Annotated in this window: 17 protein-coding genes; 8 read left to right on the forward strand and 9 right to left on the reverse strand. The window is 53.0% G+C overall.

Annotated elements, in window-relative coordinates:
* Positions 1-87: 87 nt before the first annotated feature.
* The 5 genes from ACVB80_RS10745 to ACVB80_RS10765 are packed head-to-tail and all read right to left on the reverse strand — an operon-like array spanning position 88 to position 5,659.
* Positions 88-1,062: an ABC transporter ATP-binding protein gene (locus tag ACVB80_RS10745; RefSeq protein WP_481081289.1), complete on the reverse strand. Its 975-nt coding sequence runs from the start codon at positions 1,060-1,062 to the stop codon at positions 88-90.
* Entirely contained in the window at positions 1,056-2,027 is a 972-nt protein-coding gene (locus tag ACVB80_RS10750) for an ABC transporter ATP-binding protein (RefSeq protein ID WP_481081290.1), read from the reverse strand. The genes ACVB80_RS10745 and ACVB80_RS10750 overlap by 7 nt, the downstream gene beginning before the upstream one ends.
* Entirely contained in the window at positions 2,024-2,980 is a 957-nt protein-coding gene (locus ACVB80_RS10755) for an ABC transporter permease (RefSeq protein ID WP_481081291.1), read from the reverse strand. The genes ACVB80_RS10750 and ACVB80_RS10755 overlap by 4 nt, the downstream gene beginning before the upstream one ends.
* Before the next feature lie 20 nt (positions 2,981-3,000).
* The gene (locus ACVB80_RS10760; protein WP_481081292.1) at positions 3,001-3,975 is read right to left on the reverse strand and encodes an ABC transporter permease; all 975 of its coding nucleotides are present in this window, start codon (positions 3,973-3,975) and stop codon (positions 3,001-3,003) included.
* Between the two features lie 49 nt (positions 3,976-4,024).
* Positions 4,025-5,659 (reverse strand): ABC transporter substrate-binding protein, encoded by a 1,635-nt coding sequence (locus ACVB80_RS10765; protein WP_481081293.1) that lies wholly within the window; start codon positions 5,657-5,659, stop codon positions 4,025-4,027.
* A 633-nt stretch (positions 5,660-6,292) separates the two neighbouring features.
* Between ACVB80_RS10765 and ACVB80_RS10770 the strand changes: the two genes are divergently transcribed.
* On the forward strand, positions 6,293-7,054 hold the full coding sequence (locus tag ACVB80_RS10770; RefSeq protein WP_481081294.1) for an ABC transporter substrate-binding protein: 762 nt from the start codon (positions 6,293-6,295) through the stop codon (positions 7,052-7,054).
* An 8-nt stretch (positions 7,055-7,062) separates the two neighbouring features.
* Here the strand turns inward: ACVB80_RS10770 and ACVB80_RS10775 are convergent, their stop codons facing one another.
* Positions 7,063-7,560, reverse strand: a complete 498-nt coding sequence (locus ACVB80_RS10775; RefSeq protein WP_481081295.1) for an NUDIX hydrolase — start codon at positions 7,558-7,560, stop codon at positions 7,063-7,065.
* 117 nt (positions 7,561-7,677) lie between these two features.
* On the opposite strand from ACVB80_RS10775, the gene ACVB80_RS10780 reads away from it, so the two are divergent.
* Together ACVB80_RS10780 and ACVB80_RS10785 are read left to right on the forward strand one after the other, a co-directional pair.
* A complete protein-coding gene (locus ACVB80_RS10780) occupies positions 7,678-9,372 on the forward strand; it encodes an ABC transporter substrate-binding protein (RefSeq protein ID WP_481081296.1) in 1,695 nt (564 codons plus the stop codon).
* Positions 9,356-10,087, forward strand: coding sequence for a substrate-binding periplasmic protein (locus tag ACVB80_RS10785; RefSeq protein WP_481081297.1), 732 nt, complete (start codon positions 9,356-9,358; stop codon positions 10,085-10,087). Before ACVB80_RS10780 ends, ACVB80_RS10785 begins: the two co-directional genes overlap by 17 nt.
* Before the next feature lie 60 nt (positions 10,088-10,147).
* Here the strand turns inward: ACVB80_RS10785 and ACVB80_RS10790 are convergent, their stop codons facing one another.
* Positions 10,148-10,723, reverse strand: a complete 576-nt coding sequence (locus ACVB80_RS10790; RefSeq protein WP_481081298.1) for a class I SAM-dependent DNA methyltransferase — start codon at positions 10,721-10,723, stop codon at positions 10,148-10,150.
* A 378-nt stretch (positions 10,724-11,101) separates the two neighbouring features.
* Here ACVB80_RS10790 and nhaD point away from each other — a divergent pair, with 378 nt between their 5' ends.
* Positions 11,102-12,472 carry a sodium:proton antiporter NhaD gene (gene nhaD, locus ACVB80_RS10795; RefSeq protein ID WP_481081299.1) on the forward strand — a complete coding sequence of 457 codons (1,371 nt, stop codon included), beginning with the start codon at positions 11,102-11,104 and terminating at the stop codon, positions 12,470-12,472.
* Between the two features lie 62 nt (positions 12,473-12,534).
* Here the strand turns inward: nhaD and ACVB80_RS10800 are convergent, their stop codons facing one another.
* Complete coding sequence (locus ACVB80_RS10800) at positions 12,535-13,917, reverse strand: diguanylate cyclase domain-containing protein (protein ID WP_481081300.1); 1,383 nt, start codon at positions 13,915-13,917, stop codon at positions 12,535-12,537.
* Between the two features lie 318 nt (positions 13,918-14,235).
* On the opposite strand from ACVB80_RS10800, the gene ACVB80_RS10805 reads away from it, so the two are divergent.
* The 4 genes from ACVB80_RS10805 to ACVB80_RS10820 all read left to right on the forward strand — a co-directional run bounded on the left by ACVB80_RS10805 (position 14,236) and on the right by ACVB80_RS10820 (position 16,553).
* Positions 14,236-15,237 carry a substrate-binding domain-containing protein gene (locus ACVB80_RS10805; protein WP_481081301.1) on the forward strand — a complete coding sequence of 334 codons (1,002 nt, stop codon included), beginning with the start codon at positions 14,236-14,238 and terminating at the stop codon, positions 15,235-15,237.
* Positions 15,238-15,366: 129 nt separating this feature from the next.
* Positions 15,367-15,609 carry a DUF6868 family protein gene (locus ACVB80_RS10810; RefSeq protein WP_481081302.1) on the forward strand — a complete coding sequence of 81 codons (243 nt, stop codon included), beginning with the start codon at positions 15,367-15,369 and terminating at the stop codon, positions 15,607-15,609.
* Positions 15,610-15,667: 58 nt separating this feature from the next.
* Positions 15,668-16,171: a GNAT family N-acetyltransferase gene (locus tag ACVB80_RS10815; protein WP_481081303.1), complete on the forward strand. Its 504-nt coding sequence runs from the start codon at positions 15,668-15,670 to the stop codon at positions 16,169-16,171.
* Positions 16,158-16,553, forward strand: coding sequence for a GFA family protein (locus tag ACVB80_RS10820; RefSeq protein WP_481081304.1), 396 nt, complete (start codon positions 16,158-16,160; stop codon positions 16,551-16,553). Before ACVB80_RS10815 ends, ACVB80_RS10820 begins: the two co-directional genes overlap by 14 nt.
* Positions 16,554-16,828: 275 nt before the next feature.
* Here the strand turns inward: ACVB80_RS10820 and galM are convergent, their stop codons facing one another.
* On the reverse strand, positions 16,829-17,857 hold the full coding sequence (gene galM, locus ACVB80_RS10825; RefSeq protein WP_481081305.1) for a galactose-1-epimerase: 1,029 nt from the start codon (positions 17,855-17,857) through the stop codon (positions 16,829-16,831).
* Between the last annotated feature and the right edge of the window lie 16 nt (positions 17,858-17,873).

The following is a 17,873-nucleotide window of genomic DNA, read 5'->3' on the forward strand; positions in this document are numbered from 1 at the left end:
CGCTTTCTTGTACATTCCAAAAAAAGGCGTACCAAACGCATTATAAACTTTACCGGCAGACAGCAGCGGCTGCCTGCCACTTAACTGTTAAATGTGATGGCAGCGAACAAAGTGCTCATCTGCAATCTGGCGTGTTTCCGGCATACTCTTCTGGCAGGCTTCACCCGCTTTCGGGCAACGGCTGGCAAACGGGCAGCCAGTGCTGTCCGGGCGCCACATCGGAATTTCACCTTTTTTCACGTCGAGATCCCGGCGGCCTGCGTTACCCACTTCCGGCACCGCGGAAAGCAGCAGTTTTGAATACGGGTGCTGCGGGTTCTGGGTCACGCTGTCACTCTCACCCCACTCCACCATGTGTCCGACGTACATCACTGCGGTCTTCTCTGCAAAATAGCGGGCGGTGGCGATATCGTGGGTGATATACATAAACGAGATACCGTGCTTGTCTTTCAAATCCGCCATCAGGTTCAGAATGCCAAGGCGAACCGACACATCGAGCATCGATATAGGCTCATCGGCCAGGATCACTTCCGGATCCACTGCGATGGCACGGGCAATCGCAACACGCTGGCGCTGACCGCCACTCAGCTCGTGCGGGTATTTCTCTGCGGTCTCTTTGACCGGAGACAGGCCCACCAGCTCAAGCAGTTCGTACACCAGTTTCGGCACCGCATTTTTGTCGGCACGCTTATGAATAAGCAGCGGGCGGGCGATATGGTGATAGATGGTATGAACCGGGTTCAGCGAGCCAAACGGGTCCTGGAAAATCATCTGCACCTGACGGGCATACTCCAGCTCGCCGTTCTCTTCGATGTATTTCTCCAGCGGCTGGCCTTTAAAGGTCACGTCACCACCGGTGCGGTCAAAGATGCGGGTCAGAACACGGGCGCCAGTACTCTTGCCGGAACCGGACTCACCCACAATCGCCAGCGCTTCGCCTTTTTTCAGTTTGAAAGAGACGTCGTTCACGGCGCGCATCATGTTGGATTTGGCTGACTGGCCAACCGGGAAATCTTTTACCAGGTTATCGACCGACAGGATCACTTCTCTTTCTGCTAGCATGCCAGCTCTCCTTCAACCAGGTGGCAGGAAACCTGATGGCCTGCCTGAGTAAATTTCAGATTCGGTTTGGCGGTGCTGCATGGTGCGATGCACTTACTGCAGCGCGCCTGGAAGTTACAGCCCTGAGGGGTCTTCAGAAGGTTGACCGGGTTACCCGGAATACCGTACAGACGCTCTTTAGGACCGTGAATGGTCGGGAACGACGCGATCAGGCCCTGAGTGTATGGATGCTGCGGCGCGCCAAACACTTCCTGCGCATCACCCAGCTCAATCAGATTACCCGCGTACATCACACCAATGCGGTCTGCGATCTCACCCATCAGGCTGAGGTCGTGACTGATAAACAGGATGGAGAAACCAAACTTGGTTTTCAGGTCGTAAAGCTCGTTAAGGATTTCGCGCTCAACCACTACGTCCAGTGCCGTGGTCGGCTCATCCATGATGATAAGTTTTGGCTCCAGTGCCAGCGCAACCGCGATGACTACACGCTGACGCATGCCGCCACTTAACTGGTGCGGAAAGCTCGCCATACGGTCCGCGTGAATGCCCACAATATTCAGCAGCTCGACTGCTCTGTCATACGCTTCGCGGCGTGAGACCTTTTTATGCGCCAGAATCACGTCTGTCAGCTGCTCGCCAATGGTGATCACCGGGTTAAGCGAGTTCATCGCGCTCTGGAATACCACAGAGACATCGTTCCAGCGAAACTTACGCAGCTGACGGTCATTCATTTTCAGCACGTCCTGACCGTTGTAGACGATCTCACCTTCTGAGATCAGTGCCGGTGCTTTGTGCAGACGGGCGATAGCAAACGCCAGGGTACTCTTGCCACAGCCGGACTCACCGGCGATACCTAAGGTTTCACCCTCATTGATGGTGATGCTGACGTTGTTGACAGCACGCGCCACGCCGTTAGGGGAGACGTAATCCACGCACAGGTTGTTGATTTCCAGTAACTTGCTCATGCCAGCCCCCGACGTTTATCTGCTTGTTTTTTAAGTTGACGCCACAGTTTCATGTGTGGGCCGGTACGAAGTTTCGGGTTACTCACCTGGTCAATAGACATGTTGATCAGTGCCAGCGCACCACCGGTAATTGCCAGTGCCATCGCCGGTACCATCATCTCCCACCATGCACCGGTGTAGAGCGATGAAGAGGTCTGCGCCCAGTAAAGCATTGAGCCCCAGCTCACTTCGGTCGCATCACCCAGGCCCAGGATACCCAGACCGGCTTCTGCGCCCATGGCGTAAATCACTGCGCCAAGGAAACCACCAAATACGATAGAGATAAGGTTTGGCAGAATTTCCACCAGGATGATGCGCCATTTGGACTCACCCATCACTTCCGCCGAGATAATGAACTCCTTGCTGCGGATAGCCATGGTCTGGGAGCGAATAACCCGCGCGCCCCATGGCCAGGACGTGACCCCGAGCAGTACGGTTATCACCAGCGAGCCGACCTGCCCCAGGAAGGCGGCCAGTACAATGAGCAGCGGCAACTGCGGGAACACCAGAAATACGTTAGTCAGGAAGTTCAGACGCTCGTCAATCTTGCCGCCAAAGTAGCCGGATGAGACGCCAATCAACACCGCCAGAGTCATGGCAATCGCGCCTGCGCTGATCGCCACCGCCAGGGTTTTGCGCGCGCCGTACAGCACCTGGCTGTAAACGTCACGGCCGCTTCGGGTTGTCCCCAGCACGTGCTCTGCGTTTGGCGCCACGTGTGGGCGGGCTACGCGTTTTTCCGGGTTATGGGTTGCAAATACCGGTGCCATCAGCGCGCCAACCAGAACCAGCGTCAGCAGGAAAGTACCGATGATCGCTGGCGGGTTGCCGTAGAAGAAGTTGTAGCAACGGTGCCAGATGTTTTTGAGTGTTTTGGTCCACGACTTAGGCTGGACTGCAAATTCATTTTCCATTGTCTTTTCCATACATCACCTCAGTTGGAAATTCGTGGGTCCAGCCACACGTACAGCAGGTCTGCGATAAAGTTGGCCGTCAGAACTGCGGTCACCAGGATCAGCAGGATGGCCTGGATCAGCGGGTAGTCACGGGCGACGATGCCTTTAAGAAGAATGTTGCCAAGGCCCTGATAGTTAAAGACCACTTCGGTCATGATCGAACCGGCAAATGAGAAACCAATCGCCATCGCAATCGCAGTCGCTACCGGCAGAATCGCGTTACGGCCGGCGTAACGGTACATCACGCGGAAACTGCTCAGGCCTTTCGCCTCAGCCATAGTGACGTAATCCTCACCCAGCACGTTGATCATGGCGTTACGCATGTTGAAGACCCAGGTGGAGATACCCACTACCACCATTGAGCCCACCGGCAGCACGGCGTGTTTGGCGACGCTGGAAATAAACTCCCAGGTAAAGCCGGGTTCAAGTGACGGGTCGTAAGTGTAAGCCAGCGGCAGCAGTTCCATCTTGAGACCGAAGATATAGAACAGCAGCAGCGCGGTGACCACGTAAGGGAAGTTACTGATAAACGCCAGAACCGGTGGTACCACCTGACCAAAGAAGCCTTCGCGGTGATAGGAAGCATAAGTGCCGATGCTGACACCGATAATCAGCGCCACAATCAGTGAGCCCAGCGCGAGGAACATGGTCCACGGCAGCGCCATGGCAATCACGTCAGCTACATCAATCGGGAACATCAGCACTGACGGGCCCAGTTCCAGGGTGAAAACACTTTTCATGTACGCGAGGTACTGCTCAAAGATGTTGCCATCAACAAAGCCATACATCTCACGAACCGCATCCATCTGAGCCGGGTCCATCTGACCCTGAGCGGCAGCAAACAGGGCGTCAACCGGGTCGCCTGGCATCAGCCTGGGGAGCATGAAGTTAAACGAAATCGCGATTAAGAACGCGGTAAAATAAAAGCCAAAACGGCGAAAAATAAACGACATAACAAATCCTTACCTGGCCCCCTCTTTCGAGGGGGCTCTATGAGTGTAATTATTTAAGGTGCAGGTTATTCAGGATGATGACGCGCTTACCACCGTCGTACCAAACCGGCTGAACGTATGGGTCTTTCTCGCTTGGCCAGCCCGCGATCTTGTCAGAGCGGTACTGGAACCAGGTTGGGTTAGAGAACAGCGGAATAAACGGCAGATTCTGCGCGGTAAACTCCTGCAGCTCATCCAGGATCTGCTGCTGCTCTTTCTTGTCGCCGGTCTTACCGAAGCTCGCGATCAGGGCGTCGATCTTGTCAGAGTGAACGCCGTGGCCCGCGTGCCAGGTCTTACCGATACGTGATGTTTCAAAGTACTCCTGGTAAGCCAGGATCGGGTTAGTCGCTACCATCGACCAGTTGATCGACATGGTGTAGTTACTCTCTTTCAGGTTCTTGTCGTACACCGCCCAGTCAACGGTCTTCACGTTGGCTTTGATGCCCACTTCCTCAAAGTACTCAGTCGCCATCTGAACCACCTGGATCCAGTCAGTCCAGCCGTTTACCACCTCGATATCGAACTCAACGGTTTTGCCATCCGGCGTATCACGGAAGCCATCGTTGTTGCGGTCTTTAAGGCCTGCTTCATCCAGCAGCTTCTTCGCCTGATCCGGGTTGTAAGTGGTCAGGTTTTTGTACTTGTTGGTCACGTCTTTGTTGATAGAGGTTTCGTACAGCTCTGCGATACCGCCGGCGTTGAAGTTCGCGGTCGGGTAACCGTACGCGGCGATGTCCACAATCGCGTCACGGTCCAGCGACATAGACAGGGCCTGACGAACGCGTATGTCATCAAATGGCGCTTCTTTGGTGTTCACGTACAGGTGAATCGCATCGTTCGCCGGGTACCAGAAGTGGTTGTTTTTCGGGTCTGCGCCCACAAAGGTGCTTTCCACGTCAGCGATGAAGTTTGAGCCCCAGTCGATTTCGCCTTTGATCAGCGCCGGCTGAAGCTGGGAGTTATCGTTGTATGAACGGAAAGTCACACAATCCAGATAAGGACGGCCTTCCAGGTAGTAGTTCGGGTTGCGGCACAGCTCCATCTGCTGAGGCTTCACGTATTTCACCGTGGTCATCGGGCCGCTGCCAACCGGGTTCGGGTTAGTGAATGTAGTCAGGTCACCCGCTTTGGACCAGATGTGTTTTGGAACGATGTGGTAACGCTCAAGGTTCCAGATAAAGGTAGAGTCCGCTTCTGCCAGCTCAAATTTAATGGTGCGGTCGTCAGCAGCAGTAATGCTTTGCAGGTTCTTGCCAGACCAGATCCCTTTCTGGTCAAACGCCGGCGCTTCGCGGGTCAGTTCAAAACTGAATACCACGTCTTCCGCCGTCAGCTTCTGGCCGTCCGACCATTTCAGGTTCGGTTTCAGTTTCACCGTGATGGTTTTCAGATCGTCAGAGTAAGCCGCTGATTCTGCCAGGCGATAGTTGGTATCGCCGGTCATGTTGTTGAACACCATCAGGGGCTCGAACATGATCCCGTGTAACAGATCCTTGGTTGTGTACGGGTTAAAGTTCTGCACAAAGCCGGTGTTGATAATCGGCACACTCAGGGTACCACCCTGCTTGATCTCATTGGCAGAGACTGAAGCAGTGACGGCAGCGGCACACATGGCGAGGGTAAATTTAGTGGTTGTTTTCATCACGATGTCCTTGATCTTTGTGAATAAGACGCGCCTTCTTCCGACAGCAAAAACAAAAAGAAAGCGCTTTCTTTCGTCCGGATACTAGGCCGGGAATAAAAACGACACAAGAGTGTCATACTGAAAACACTACCCTGATCACAACAGCCCTGTTACCACTCTGCCACTGGCAAAATAACCAATTGTATTTAAAGGAATTAAGTAGGAATCACTTAGCTTAACCTGATAGCCTGGTGTGCCTGACAGCTCTTGATTATCAACGGTTTAAGTAAACATCCCAATCATCAATTTCTTGAATAGGATCACATTACCGTCCGGGCAAAATGCAAACGCTTTCCGGGAGTGCTTTGGAAGAAAGGCGGGTCAAGCCGGACAGTTCCGATACAGAACACTAATAACCAGACAGCAACCCATTCACCCTGTAACACCAGAAATACCGGGGGGACTCCTGCCACCAACCCGCTATCTGACAGTGATATAACAGCGCCCTGGCAGATCCTGAGTCCATAGGCTGGCCGGCCTGAATTGTGTGGCATTGTTCACAACACGTAAAGAAAGCGCTTTCGTAATTTACGACTGAATGCCAGATTACCCCACTCAGCAAGGCGATAAACAAAGTGACAAGGTATTAATATGGACAGGATTCACTTCTGGAATGGCAACAAAACGGCGGCCCGCCAGGCACACGAACTGGATCTGGTGCAGGCCATTTTCGGCCCACACATCCCGGTAACCGACGACCGCACCAGCTATCCGGCGGCAGAAGATGAGGGGCGGGTGTTCGAAAAAGGCTGCGATCTGCTGGTAACGGTGGCAGGTAATGCCAAGTTCTCCGGCCATCCGCATATCCCTCTTGAGACGCCGCTGGCAAAGGGCCTTACCGGACACCGCATTCTGATCGCCCGAAAGGATCTGAGTAAGGGGCTGGCCGGGATCAACCGGTTGTCTCAGCTCCAGCCTTACCGCTGCGGTGTCCCCGCGACCTGGGCAGACGCAGAGCTGTTCCGGGTCAACGGCTGTCATGTGGTTGAAAAAGGGAGCCTGGAAGATATGTTTGCCCGTATTGCGGACAGGGAGTGTGACTATCTGGCGCTCGGAGCCAATGAGGTCAGTCAGATATTTGAAGAATTTGGTGGAGACAAATACGGCCTGACCATCGAATCAGAACTGGTTCTCTACTACCCGCTGCCGCTGGTGTTTTATGTTCATCCTGACAAACCTGATCTGGCAGATCGCATTACAGAGGGCTGCACCCGGGAGAAACTGGAGGCACTGTTTGAGAAACACTACGGCCACTACCCGGTGCAGCACAACCTGACAGGCAGACGCCTGATTCGGCTGCAAAATCCGGCCCTGCCGCCAGGGCTGAACGGGCTGGATTCTGAGTTTGTCTGAAGGCTGACTCAGTTCTGATTTATCAGCCAGCTGAGTGCCATACGGGAGGAATCGAACGCAAAGCGCTCCGCGCTGATTTCTGAAATTTTCACCCACTCGAAGTGCGCCACATCATCACCGGCCTGCATGGCCGGCTTTTGGCTCAGCCTGGTCACCAGCACCGCATCACAGGTCTTGTAGGTAACGTCGCGATACACATAAGTATTCGGACACGAGCCAACATACTCAAACTGGTCACACTCAAAGCCCAGCTCTTCGGCCAGCTCACGGGTTGCTGCCTGCTCCGTGCTCTCATCCGGATCCACAAATCCGCCCGGCAGATCCCACATCCCCCTGCACGGATCTTTAGCGCGGGTCGCCACCAGCATTTCATCCCCACAGACAATAGCCACCGCCACGGCAGCCGCCACATTGTGAAATACAACAAAATCACACGCCTGGCACTGATACTGAGTACCGGACAGATTGTGCAGTGAACGGTCACCGCACCGAGGGCAGAACAACATACGATAAATCTCTTTCTTTATACGAATCAGGAAGCATAACAGAAGGCGATCCGGTTTAGCAGCCATTAATAAGCTGTTCCATAATAGAAATAACGTTACTTCCAACGCGGGATCTCAATGTCAAAGCAGCTGTCCATCCTCTTAACCCTGCTTATATGGGGGAGCCTGAGCGCTCCTTCTGCGGGCAATGCTGTGACGGACAAATGGCTGATGGAGTTTCAGCCTTCCACATTGAGCCTGCAACAGCAAAAGCAGGAACTCACCTGGTTTAAAAAGGCTGCCAGACCCTATCAGGGAATGCAGATCCGGGTGGTGTCAGAGCGGATCGCGACACACAAATACGAATCGGAAGTACTGGCCAAAGCTTTTTATGAGCTCACCGGCATTCACGTAATACACGAACTGACCGGAGAAGACGATGTAGTGAAAAAACTCTCCGCCCAGATCCTGACCGGCCGAAACCTCTATGATGCCTACATTAACGACAGTGACCTTATAGGCACCCATTCGCGCTCCGGGCATGTCACCATTCTGTCTGACTTTATCCACAACGAGGCGAGGAACATCACCCTGCCCACGCTGGATCTGGATGATTTTATCGGGCTGGCGTTTACCAAAGGCCCGGACGGAAAACTGTACCAGCTGCCCGACCAGCAATTCGCCAACCTCTACTGGTACCGTAAAGACTGGTTTGACCGTCCGGAGCTGAGACTGAAGTTTAAAAAACTCTATGGCTATAGCCTGGGCGTGCCGAAAAACTGGCAGGCTTATGAAGACATTGCAGAGTTCTTCTCTGAAAAAGTCCGCCATATCGACGGCGTTCGTATCTATGGCCACATGGATTACGCCAGTACCGACCCGTCCCTTGGCTGGCGGATTTCCGATGCCTGGCTCTCCATGGCAGGCGTAGGTGATACAGGGCTGCCCAACGGTTATCCGGTGGGTGACTGGGGCGTGCGGGTGGAAGGCTGCCGCCCGGCCGGTGCCAGTGTAGAGCGAGGCGGTGCAGTCAACAGCCCGGCAGCTGAATACGCCATCAACAAGTTCATCGAATGGCTGAAATACGCCCCACCGGAAGCACGGGAGCTTAACTTTACTCAGGCCGGAGAGTGGCCAGGCAAAGGCCTGATCGCCCAGCAGATCTTCTGGTATACCGCATTTGTCGCGGACCTGAACAAACCAGGCCTGCCGGTGGTCAACCAGGATGGCACCCCAAAATGGCGCATCGCTCCCTCTCCGCTCGGCAAGTACTGGCGGCCAGGCATGAAATCCGGTTACCAGGATACCGGAGCCTGGACGCTGCTCAACAGCACACCGCTCAAACGCCGTCAGGCCGCCTGGTTGTACGCCCAGTTTGTGGTGTCCAAAACCGTGTCACTGAAAAAGACGCTCACCGGCCTGACCCCAATCCGCCTCTCTGATATTGAGTCTGAAGTTATGACCCAACACGCCAGGTACCTCGGTGGCCTGGTGGAGTTTTACCGCAGCAACGGCAGAAATATCTGGACCCCAACCGGAAGTAATATTCCCGACTACCCGGAAATGGCGGGACTGTGGTGGAAATACATCTCGCGCATCACCGAAGGCCATATCAGTACGCGCCAGGGGCTGAAACTGCTGTCACTGGCAATGGATGCGCAACTCAAGCGGCTTGAAGAGAGCATGGATCACCCGTGTGCGCCCAGGCTAAACACGGCAAAATTCCGTCAGTACTGGCTCAGCCGCCCCGGCGCACCCAAACCGGAAATAAAAACGCAGCCAAAAGGGGAGACGGTCAGTTATGAGGAGGCGTGGAATGCGTGGGGTAATTAGCCTGATTCTGATTTGCTTGCTGAGTACAGCGCCAGCTGTGGCCAACTCTCTCAGCCGGTACACGGTGATCACGTATCCCTCAGATCCTTATGTGATTGAGGGAGACGGCGGGTATCAAGGCCTGTTGATTGAGATCATCGAAGAGTTGTTTCGCCGCGGGGGGATCGACTATCAGCTCAAAGTCATGCCGCTCAAGCGCGGAATGCACATCGCCCGGGAGAACCCCTACCATTGCGTGCTGCCTGTTGCCCGCTCGCAGGAGCGGGAAGCGGATTACCGCTGGGTAAGCCCGGTGCTTATCTCCCGTTACGGTTTGTTCACTCATCTGCCCGCTTATCCGCCGCTCATTACCCTGGCAGACGCCGCAACTTACCGGATAGGCAGTCACCGGGGGAGTATCGCCGGGGAGTACCTGAAGCAAATGGGCTACCAGGTGCAACTGACCTCAAGTGATACCCAAAATCTGGCAAAGCTGGAAAAAGGCCGGATAGACCTGTGGGCCAGTGATCTACTCACAGCCCGCGCATCTTCAACCAAAAGTGGTAAGGATCTCTACCCCGTGCTGGTGTTCTACTCCTCGCTGCGCGCCATGGCCTGTCACAAAACCACCAACCTGTATCAGCAACAGTGGCTGACCCAGGCGCTGATCAGTATGTACCAGGATGGCTTCATGGATGCGCTGCTGCATCGCTATGGGGTTAAAAGCCCCCTGTAAGCAGCAGATACAAAAACAGCGGGCTGAGCCCGCTGTTTTTCACCTGATTCATTAAAGTGCTTATTTCTGGGCAATGCCCATCACAACCTGCAGGCTGCCACGCTCAGTATCCATGCTGAACGGCACTTTGGTTTCAACCGATGAGAATCCTGCCCGGCTGAGAACTTTTTGTACTTTGACTTCTGTCAGGCCTTCTTTGCTGTCCTGCGCCAGCCAGTCCCAGTGGACAAACAGGCCGCCATCGTTCAGCAGGGATGCACACACTTCAGCCGCTTCGCTAAAGTCATCCAGAAAGCCGCACACCGAAGAGGCCACAATCAGGTCAAACTGATTTCTAAACGCCGGGTGGTAAGCCACCAGGCCACGGGACAGGTTATCCACGACCGGCTCAACATTCGGCAGCTCTTTTGCGTCAAGCTGTTCGATCATCATTTCAGAGCCATCAAGCGCGACAATCTCTTTGACCAGTGGAGACAGCTTTTGGGTCAGCAGGCCGGTTCCGCAACCAAAGTCGAGAACTTTCAGGCCGGAAAGGCTCACCAAATCATTCAGTTCTTTAAATGCCTTGTCTGCATACACAGCGGTGGCAGGATCCTTTTCCCACTGCTCTGCAACGTTGTCCCAATCGGTGGACATGATTTCTCTCCGATACATCAAAACTTTCATACAAAAACTGCCATCAGAATAAACCAAACACCATGTTTATACACCGCTGATACAACAAAAAAATGACGAAATCGGGCGGCAGGTCTAATTTGGTCGCATATCAGACAAGAGATCGTTGCTTTTTTAAACAGTTTTACACGCTGCATCTCACATCCTCTGAGCAAAACGATAAAAAGCGCACAAAATGCGAGACTTACCAAACAATGTCACGGTTATCCCCGCCCGTGTTGTATACACTTATAAAAAAAGAACGACGTGGTCTTATTAACTCAGGGAGTTGAGTTGTATATGAAACCGATAAGGTTGCTCGTAAGCGTGTTATCAGGGTGGACGCTTTCATTACCGGTCATGGCTTCTTCCGGTGGGCTCGATTTCACTCAATCCGGCATCGGATACGCCGCAGTGATTATCTTTGCTATCGCCTACTCACTGGTGATGGGTGAAGAGTTCATAAAACTTAAAAAATCCAAGCCCGTTCTGCTGGCTGCAGGGCTTATCTGGGTGCTGCTTGGCTATGCCTATCAGCAGGCAGGTGAGATCGAAGTCGCCAAACAGGCACTGGAGCACAACCTGCTGGAATATGCCCAACTTCTGCTGTTCCTGTTGGTAGCGATGACTTACATCAACGCCATGGAAGAACGAAGGCTGTTTGACTGGCTCAAAGCCTGGATGGTCAACAAAGGCTTTAACCTGCGTACCCTGTTCTGGATCACCGGCATCCTTTCATTCTTTATCTCCCCTATTGCCGATAACCTGACCACCGCCCTTTTGATGTGCGCTGTTGTGATGAAAGTGGGCGGAGACAACGACCGCTTTATCAACCTCGCCTGCGTCAACATCGTTGTCGCTGCCAACGCCGGCGGCGCATTCAGCCCTTTTGGCGATATTACCACCCTGATGGTATGGCAGGCAGGTTACGTCACCTTCCATCAGTTCCTGGGGCTCTTCCTGCCCTCTGTGGTCAACTATCTGATCCCGGCGCTGGTGATGTCTTTCTTCATCCCGGCTGAAACACCAAACGCCATTAAAGAAGTGGTCGAACTCAAACGCGGTGCCAAACGTATCGTTGCCCTCTTCCTTCTGACGATTGCCACCGCAGTCGGTTTCCATGGCTTCCTGCACTTCCCGCCAGTGATCGGCATGATGATGGGTCTGGCGTATCTTCAGTTCTTCGGCTTCTTCCTGGTCAAGACCCTGCCAGCCTCCCTGGCCCGCAAACGGGCACTTGCCGTCGCCAAACACGATGAAGAAGCGTTGCGACGCCTGGGCTCTGTGGTTCCGTTTGACGTGTTCAAGCGGGTATCACATGCGGAGTGGGATACTCTGCTGTTTTTCTACGGTGTGGTGATGTGTGTGGGCGGACTGAGCCTTATCGGATACCTGGATATGGTCTCCTATGTTATGTACACCCAATGGGACCATGTAGCCGCCAACACCATGGTGGGTGTACTGTCTGCTATCGTGGATAACATTCCAGTGATGTTTGCGGTTCTGGCTATGGAGCCGGATATGACGCTCGGCAACTGGCTGCTGGTCACCCTGACCGCCGGGGTCGGCGGCAGCATGCTCTCCATCGGCTCTGCTGCCGGTGTTGCGCTGATGGGTGCAGCAAACGGCAAATACACTTTCTTCGGCCACCTGAAATGGACACCGGTGATTGCACTGGGGTACGTGGCAAGTATCGCGCTGCATCTGGTGATCAGCAGCCAGTTGTTTTAACCGGACAGAAGCCGCCTGTGTCAGGGCTGTTTCTGGCAGAGAAGAAGGGGCCAGGAGAGCGGCTAATTTAGCTGCCCACCCTTGTGTCTGACTGAGCGCTTATCCTGGTACATACTTCTGTCAGCGGCAGACAGCATCGCTTCCACATCAAGCTGACTCGCCTTACCGTGATAAACAGAGTACCCGACACTTAATGATGTCCAGATCTTATGCCCATTCCAGTGCAGCGGGCTGGTGTCAATAATCAGATGAAGTTTGTGGATTACCCTATCTATATCCGCACTGTTTGTTGTCCTGTGGAGGATCACAATAAACTCATCCCCCCCTATTCTGGAAATGAAGTCTGACGTTCTTAATGACTTTGAGAGCCTTGACGCCACATGCCTGAGCAGTTCGTCCCCTGCTTCATGGCCAAACGAGTCGTTAATTCCTTTAAAAGCATTCAGGTCAATACTCAGAATGGTAAAGTCAATATCTGCCTCTTTTTTACTCGTCAGCCTGTTTAGCTCATTAAACAGAAAACGTCTGTTGGGAAGCTGAGTTAAATGATCGTGCAGGGAAGATTCCTGAGTACGAAGATAGTTAAAGAACAAAAACAGGGCCAGAAGATAGCCAAAAGAAACCGCGATGCCTCCAATCAAATAATACAGAAATACGAAGCCAGACACATAATCCGTGCTGTAAAGGTCATCATACCTGGCATACAGCCCCCAGCGGCTGTTTGGCAAAGAGACCGGATAGTTAAGATCGTAGTCCTCCGTAATGCTTTCGCTCCCTTCAAGCACTTTCTCAATCTTGTCCCCGTTATCCTCATACTTGACCAGAGCAACGGCGAGCCCCTCCAGATCATGAAGTCGCGACTGGTTCAGAAGTTCCTCGTAGCGCAGGACCACACTCAGGCCTCCCCAGTATTCTTTGTTATGGGGCATATCTGAGAAAATAGGGTATCTAGCGATCAGTGCCTGTCCGCCCTGCACCAACTCTAAAGGCCCGGCGATATAGACCTTTTGATTCCTGCGCGCTTTTTGCACAGTCGCATATTGGTTGGGGACAGTTCGAAAATCCAGTCCAATCGCTTTCTCATTTCCTTCTAACGGGTAAACCTGAGAGATCACGTTGTCAGGAGCAAGGCTGACATTCCTTACCAACTGAGCTTTGGACAAAAGCTGCTTTGCAACAGCATCCCAGTTCTGGACCCCCAGGTCCGGTTCAATGGCAATCAGGGTAGCCAGGCTGTCAGCAAGGTAGGTATCGCGAAATATACTGGCTTCGATACGATAGCGTACCAGGGCAAGTTTTTGCTGAAGCACTTCTTTCTTGTGCTGAACCTGTTTTTCGACAACGCTGTCCGCTACCAGAGTTACAACGGAGACCGAAAACAGCAGGTACACCAGTGTAAATACAGAGATAGCCAAAAGCTTGCGTTTTCGGGTAACCAGGAGCATCAAGTACCTCTCAGAATCTGTTGAGCTCAGCCGCAGCAAAATAATATAAAATACATATTTATCACTAAGTATACATTCATGCCACGCTATCAGAGAAACTCCGGGAAAATACTGGTATGTGCCGCTTTGACCTTCCCTTGTTTCTTCACTGCCTCTGATAACCAAAAGCGCTGCCCGGCCTGTCAGGGAAAACATTTACACTAACAGCAAACCCTTACCGTACGGTAGTTTCAGGGCCACCTCTCACTTTTGGTGTAACGCTGATTGCAGCATGTTTCAGTTCGTAGTTTAATACCGATAAATATTGAGAGGATCGTTATGGCTACGATTAAAGATGTTGCCCGGGAAGCTGGCGTCTCGGTGGCAACCGTTTCACGGGTTATCAACCAGTCACCCAAGGCCAGTGCCAAGTCTATTAAAGCAGTAACCAAAGCAATGAAGCTGCTCGGCTATCGTCCGAACGCCAACGCACGGGCGCTGGTGAGCCAGAGCACTAACACGGTTGGCGTACTGGTGGCGGATGTCTCCGACCCGTTTTTCGGTACCATGGTGAAAGCCGTGGACGAAGTGGCACACACTCAGGGAAAACACATCCTGGTCGGTAACGGCTATCACGATGAAAACGATGAGCGCCGCGCGATTGAGCTTCTGATCAACAGCCGCTGTGAAGCCCTGGTACTGCACACCAAAGCCCTGTCTGACGCAGAACTGATCGAATATGCAAAGGAAGTCAAAGGCCTGGTACTGATCAACCGTCACGTCCCTCAGCTGGCTGATCGCTGCATCTCTCTGGATAACTTCCGGGGCTCTTACCTGGCCACCGAGTACCTTATCCGCAACGGTCACTCTAAGATCGGCTGTATCGCATCTGCCCATGAAATCGAAGACTCCGAGCAGCGGGTTGCCGGTTACCTGGCAGCGCTGAAGGATAACGGTATTTCCCTGTCCAAAAGCTATATCGAGTACGGCGAACCTAACAGCGATGGTGGTGAATTCGCCATGACCAATCTGCTGACCAAATCCCTGCCGCTGACCGGCGTGATCGCCTACAACGACTACATGGCCGCCGGTGCCCTGTCTATTCTTGATGAGAACGGCATTCAGGTACCACAGCAAATGTCGATCATCGGCTTCGATGATGGTCTTATCGCCCGCTATATCCACCCGAAACTGACCACTGTCCGCTACCCGATTAAGATGATGGCCGAAAAAGCCGCCCGGCTGGCGCTGCAACTGGCAGCCGGGGAAGAGATTGAGCCGGAGCCGATGGTGTTCTCTCCAACTCTGGTACGGCGCAATTCGGTGTGGAAGCTGGATTAAGTACTCACTAACAACACACATCATTCCCCTGTACGAAAGAGCGGCTTAGCTGCTCTTTCTGCCTTTCTGCCATACTGGTTGTATATGGCTCCGAAACTGTTCAGGGCCACTGTCATCAGGAGGCCTTCAATGACTATCGACACGCTGAGAGAACTGTTCGGCTGGTGCACCGCAATCAACCTTGGTCTGATGATGTGGTGGTTCCTGTTTATTACCTTTGCGCCGGACTTTATATTCCGGATCCACAGCAGGATGTTCAACATCCCAAAAGAGCAGCTGGCCGTCATCCACTATGTTGGAATACTGGTGTATAAACTGATCGCGTTTGTATTTGTGTTTATTCCATACATTGCGCTGGTGATAATCAGCTGAGTATCCCGGTCGCCTGCTGCAGTATACGAATCAGGTCAACTCAAATGAGTACGCAATCATGAAAGATGACATCTTCGAACTGAATGTAAGCCAGATACCGGACGAAGACCTGGTTCACCTGCGCCAGGCTATTAATGAGGCTTTCTCAGAGTATGAAGACTATACAGGGAAGCCCTATTTACGCTTTGACTCCCACAAACGGTTTGTCCAAGCCCTTTCAAACAAAAACAATCACTTTTTAATCGTTAAACGGGGGGACAGGTTCACCGGAGGCGTTTGTTTCGAGTCACCTTCTCCTGAGTCAGATACACTTTACTTTGGCACCCTCTGGGTTGCAAAAAGCGAAAGAAACAGGGGGCTGGCAACCTGTCTGATTCAGCTGATGGAAGATGAAGCAAAGCGGCATAACAAAATGGGTCTGATGATACAACTGTTCAAAATACCAAAATTAGTTAAATATTATCAAAAGCTTGGATTTGCTTTTATCAATGACGACCAAACCGGCCCAATGGTTAAATACTTTAATAAAACGTCCCGGGGAGATAACAGTGCCAAAAACTGAACACTCAAAAGCAATATCCACCGCGATCTGCCACTGTGGCGCCATTGCCATTGAGTTTTCCGGAACGCCGGAAAAAGTCACTGAATGTAACTGCTCGATCTGCAGGCGACTTGGGGCCCTGTGGATCTACCGGGCAGTGAAAGACGTCTCGGTAATCTGTGATGAAGGAGCGACATCCACGTATATCTGGGGCGATAAAACCCTGGCTTTCCATCGATGTAATGTCTGTGGCTGCACCACACACTGGCAGCCTTTGGATGGGAAGTACACTTCCATGGGGATCAATGCCCGAATAATTGATGGCCTCTCGCCTGCGGATGTGGAAATCGCGCATGAGGAGTTTGGGGGAGATGGGTGTTTCTGGAGCAGAGGAGGGAAGTAATAAAACATAATCCTTTTGACTTTCCAGAGCATATCTTCTGAGTGCCCGGCCTTTACACCACACTATAGTTGAGCCCCGGTATTAGCCTGACCGTACAAAAAACGGCTGCCACCACGTTAAGGTGTATGGAAGCTGGGTATCAGAAGATGACTGACAGTTGCTGTTGAGTAAGTGCACGTAGTTTTCCCTTTTCAGAGTGCCCAGTGCAGCTCAGATATGCATTACCACGCCGGAGCGTGGTAACGAGGTGTGCTGAGTATAACGGGAGGCACTGCCTATTCTGCTACCTGAAACAGATAACTCACACTGTGCAGGTACTCTTCTCCCGGCTCCAGTATTGGGTTTGGCTGGGGCCAGTGCGGGTGGTTGGGTGAGTCCGGCAACAGCTGAGTTTCCAGGGCGACGCCATGGTGGTCCTGGTATACGCCGCCTTCACGTTTGGGCTCACCGCCCAGCCAGTTACCGGTGTAGAGCTGGATGGCGGGTTGATTGGTGATGACTGTCAGGCTGACTTCACCATCCGGCGCGGTCAAAGTGGCAACAGGCTCGTCTATATCACGCTCGACCGGGAAGAAGAACGCGTGGTCATAGCCTTTCGCGCTCTTTTGCTGATCGTCAGCCAGAAAGTCCTGACCGATGGTTTTCGGCTGCAGGAAATCAAAGCTGCTGCCGGAGACACGCTCAAGCTCACCAAACGGAATGCCAACTTCGTTTACCGGCAGGTATTGCAGGGCATCAATCTGAAGCTGGTGAGCCAGCACATCCCCTTCTCCCTGCAGGTTGAAGTAAGCATGATTGGTCAGCCCAAGCGGGGTTGGAGCATCCGTAGTGACACGATACTCAATGTTCACCGAGTTATCTTCACCAAGCCGGTAGTGCGCTTCTGCGGTCACATTGCCCGGAAAACCCTGATCCCCGGCCGGTGAATGCAGCCGGAACAGCACTTCGGTTTCACTTTGCTCTGCTATTTCCCAGCGACGGTGACTGAAGCCCTGCGGGCCGCCGTGAAGGGTATTGCCTGCCTGGTTGGTTTCAAGCTGAACTGTCTCTCCCATCCACAGATACTGACCTTTGCCGATCCGGTTAGCGTAACGGCCCACCGAAGCGCCCATATAAGCCCCGTGACGGAAATAATCCTCCACACCACCAGGTGAGAGCAGCACTTCACGCCCCCCCTTCCGGCAGGGCAGAATACAGCTCTGCCAGCATGCGCCAATGTCCATCAGCCGGATTGTCATACCGGCGCGGTTTGTCAGGGTGACCTGGGTGGCAGGCTTGCCATCCGGAGCGACCTGGTTACTCATACAACGTCTCTCTCTT

This window comes from Vibrio sp. 9-16B-A1, from assembly GCF_056726165.1.

Bases quoted from the DNA above. Each gene is read 5' to 3' on its own strand.
- ACVB80_RS10755 (WP_481081291.1), bottom strand. From the start codon at position 2,980: ATGGAAAATGAATTTGCAGTCCAGCCTAAGTCGTGGACCAAAACACTC.
- ACVB80_RS10780 (WP_481081296.1), top strand. From the start codon at position 7,678: ATGTCAAAGCAGCTGTCCATCCTCTTAACCCTGCTTATATGGGGGAGC.
- ACVB80_RS10790 (WP_481081298.1), bottom strand. From the start codon at position 10,723: ATGTCCACCGATTGGGACAACGTTGCAGAGCAGTGGGAAAAGGATCCT.
- ACVB80_RS10785 (WP_481081297.1), top strand. From the start codon at position 9,356: ATGCGTGGGGTAATTAGCCTGATTCTGATTTGCTTGCTGAGTACAGCG.
- ACVB80_RS10805 (WP_481081301.1), top strand. From the start codon at position 14,236: ATGGCTACGATTAAAGATGTTGCCCGGGAAGCTGGCGTCTCGGTGGCA.
- ACVB80_RS10750 (WP_481081290.1), bottom strand. From the start codon at position 2,027: ATGAGCAAGTTACTGGAAATCAACAACCTGTGCGTGGATTACGTCTCC.
- ACVB80_RS10770 (WP_481081294.1), top strand. From the start codon at position 6,293: ATGGACAGGATTCACTTCTGGAATGGCAACAAAACGGCGGCCCGCCAG.
- ACVB80_RS10745 (WP_481081289.1), bottom strand. From the start codon at position 1,062: ATGCTAGCAGAAAGAGAAGTGATCCTGTCGGTCGATAACCTGGTAAAA.
- ACVB80_RS10775 (WP_481081295.1), bottom strand. From the start codon at position 7,560: ATGTTGTTCTGCCCTCGGTGCGGTGACCGTTCACTGCACAATCTGTCC.
- ACVB80_RS10760 (WP_481081292.1), bottom strand. From the start codon at position 3,975: ATGTCGTTTATTTTTCGCCGTTTTGGCTTTTATTTTACCGCGTTCTTA.
- ACVB80_RS10800 (WP_481081300.1), bottom strand. From the start codon at position 13,917: ATGCTCCTGGTTACCCGAAAACGCAAGCTTTTGGCTATCTCTGTATTT.
- ACVB80_RS10810 (WP_481081302.1), top strand. From the start codon at position 15,367: ATGACTATCGACACGCTGAGAGAACTGTTCGGCTGGTGCACCGCAATC.
- galM (WP_481081305.1), bottom strand. From the start codon at position 17,857: ATGAGTAACCAGGTCGCTCCGGATGGCAAGCCTGCCACCCAGGTCACC.
- ACVB80_RS10815 (WP_481081303.1), top strand. From the start codon at position 15,668: ATGAAAGATGACATCTTCGAACTGAATGTAAGCCAGATACCGGACGAA.
- nhaD (WP_481081299.1), top strand. From the start codon at position 11,102: ATGGCTTCTTCCGGTGGGCTCGATTTCACTCAATCCGGCATCGGATAC.
- ACVB80_RS10765 (WP_481081293.1), bottom strand. From the start codon at position 5,659: ATGAAAACAACCACTAAATTTACCCTCGCCATGTGTGCCGCTGCCGTC.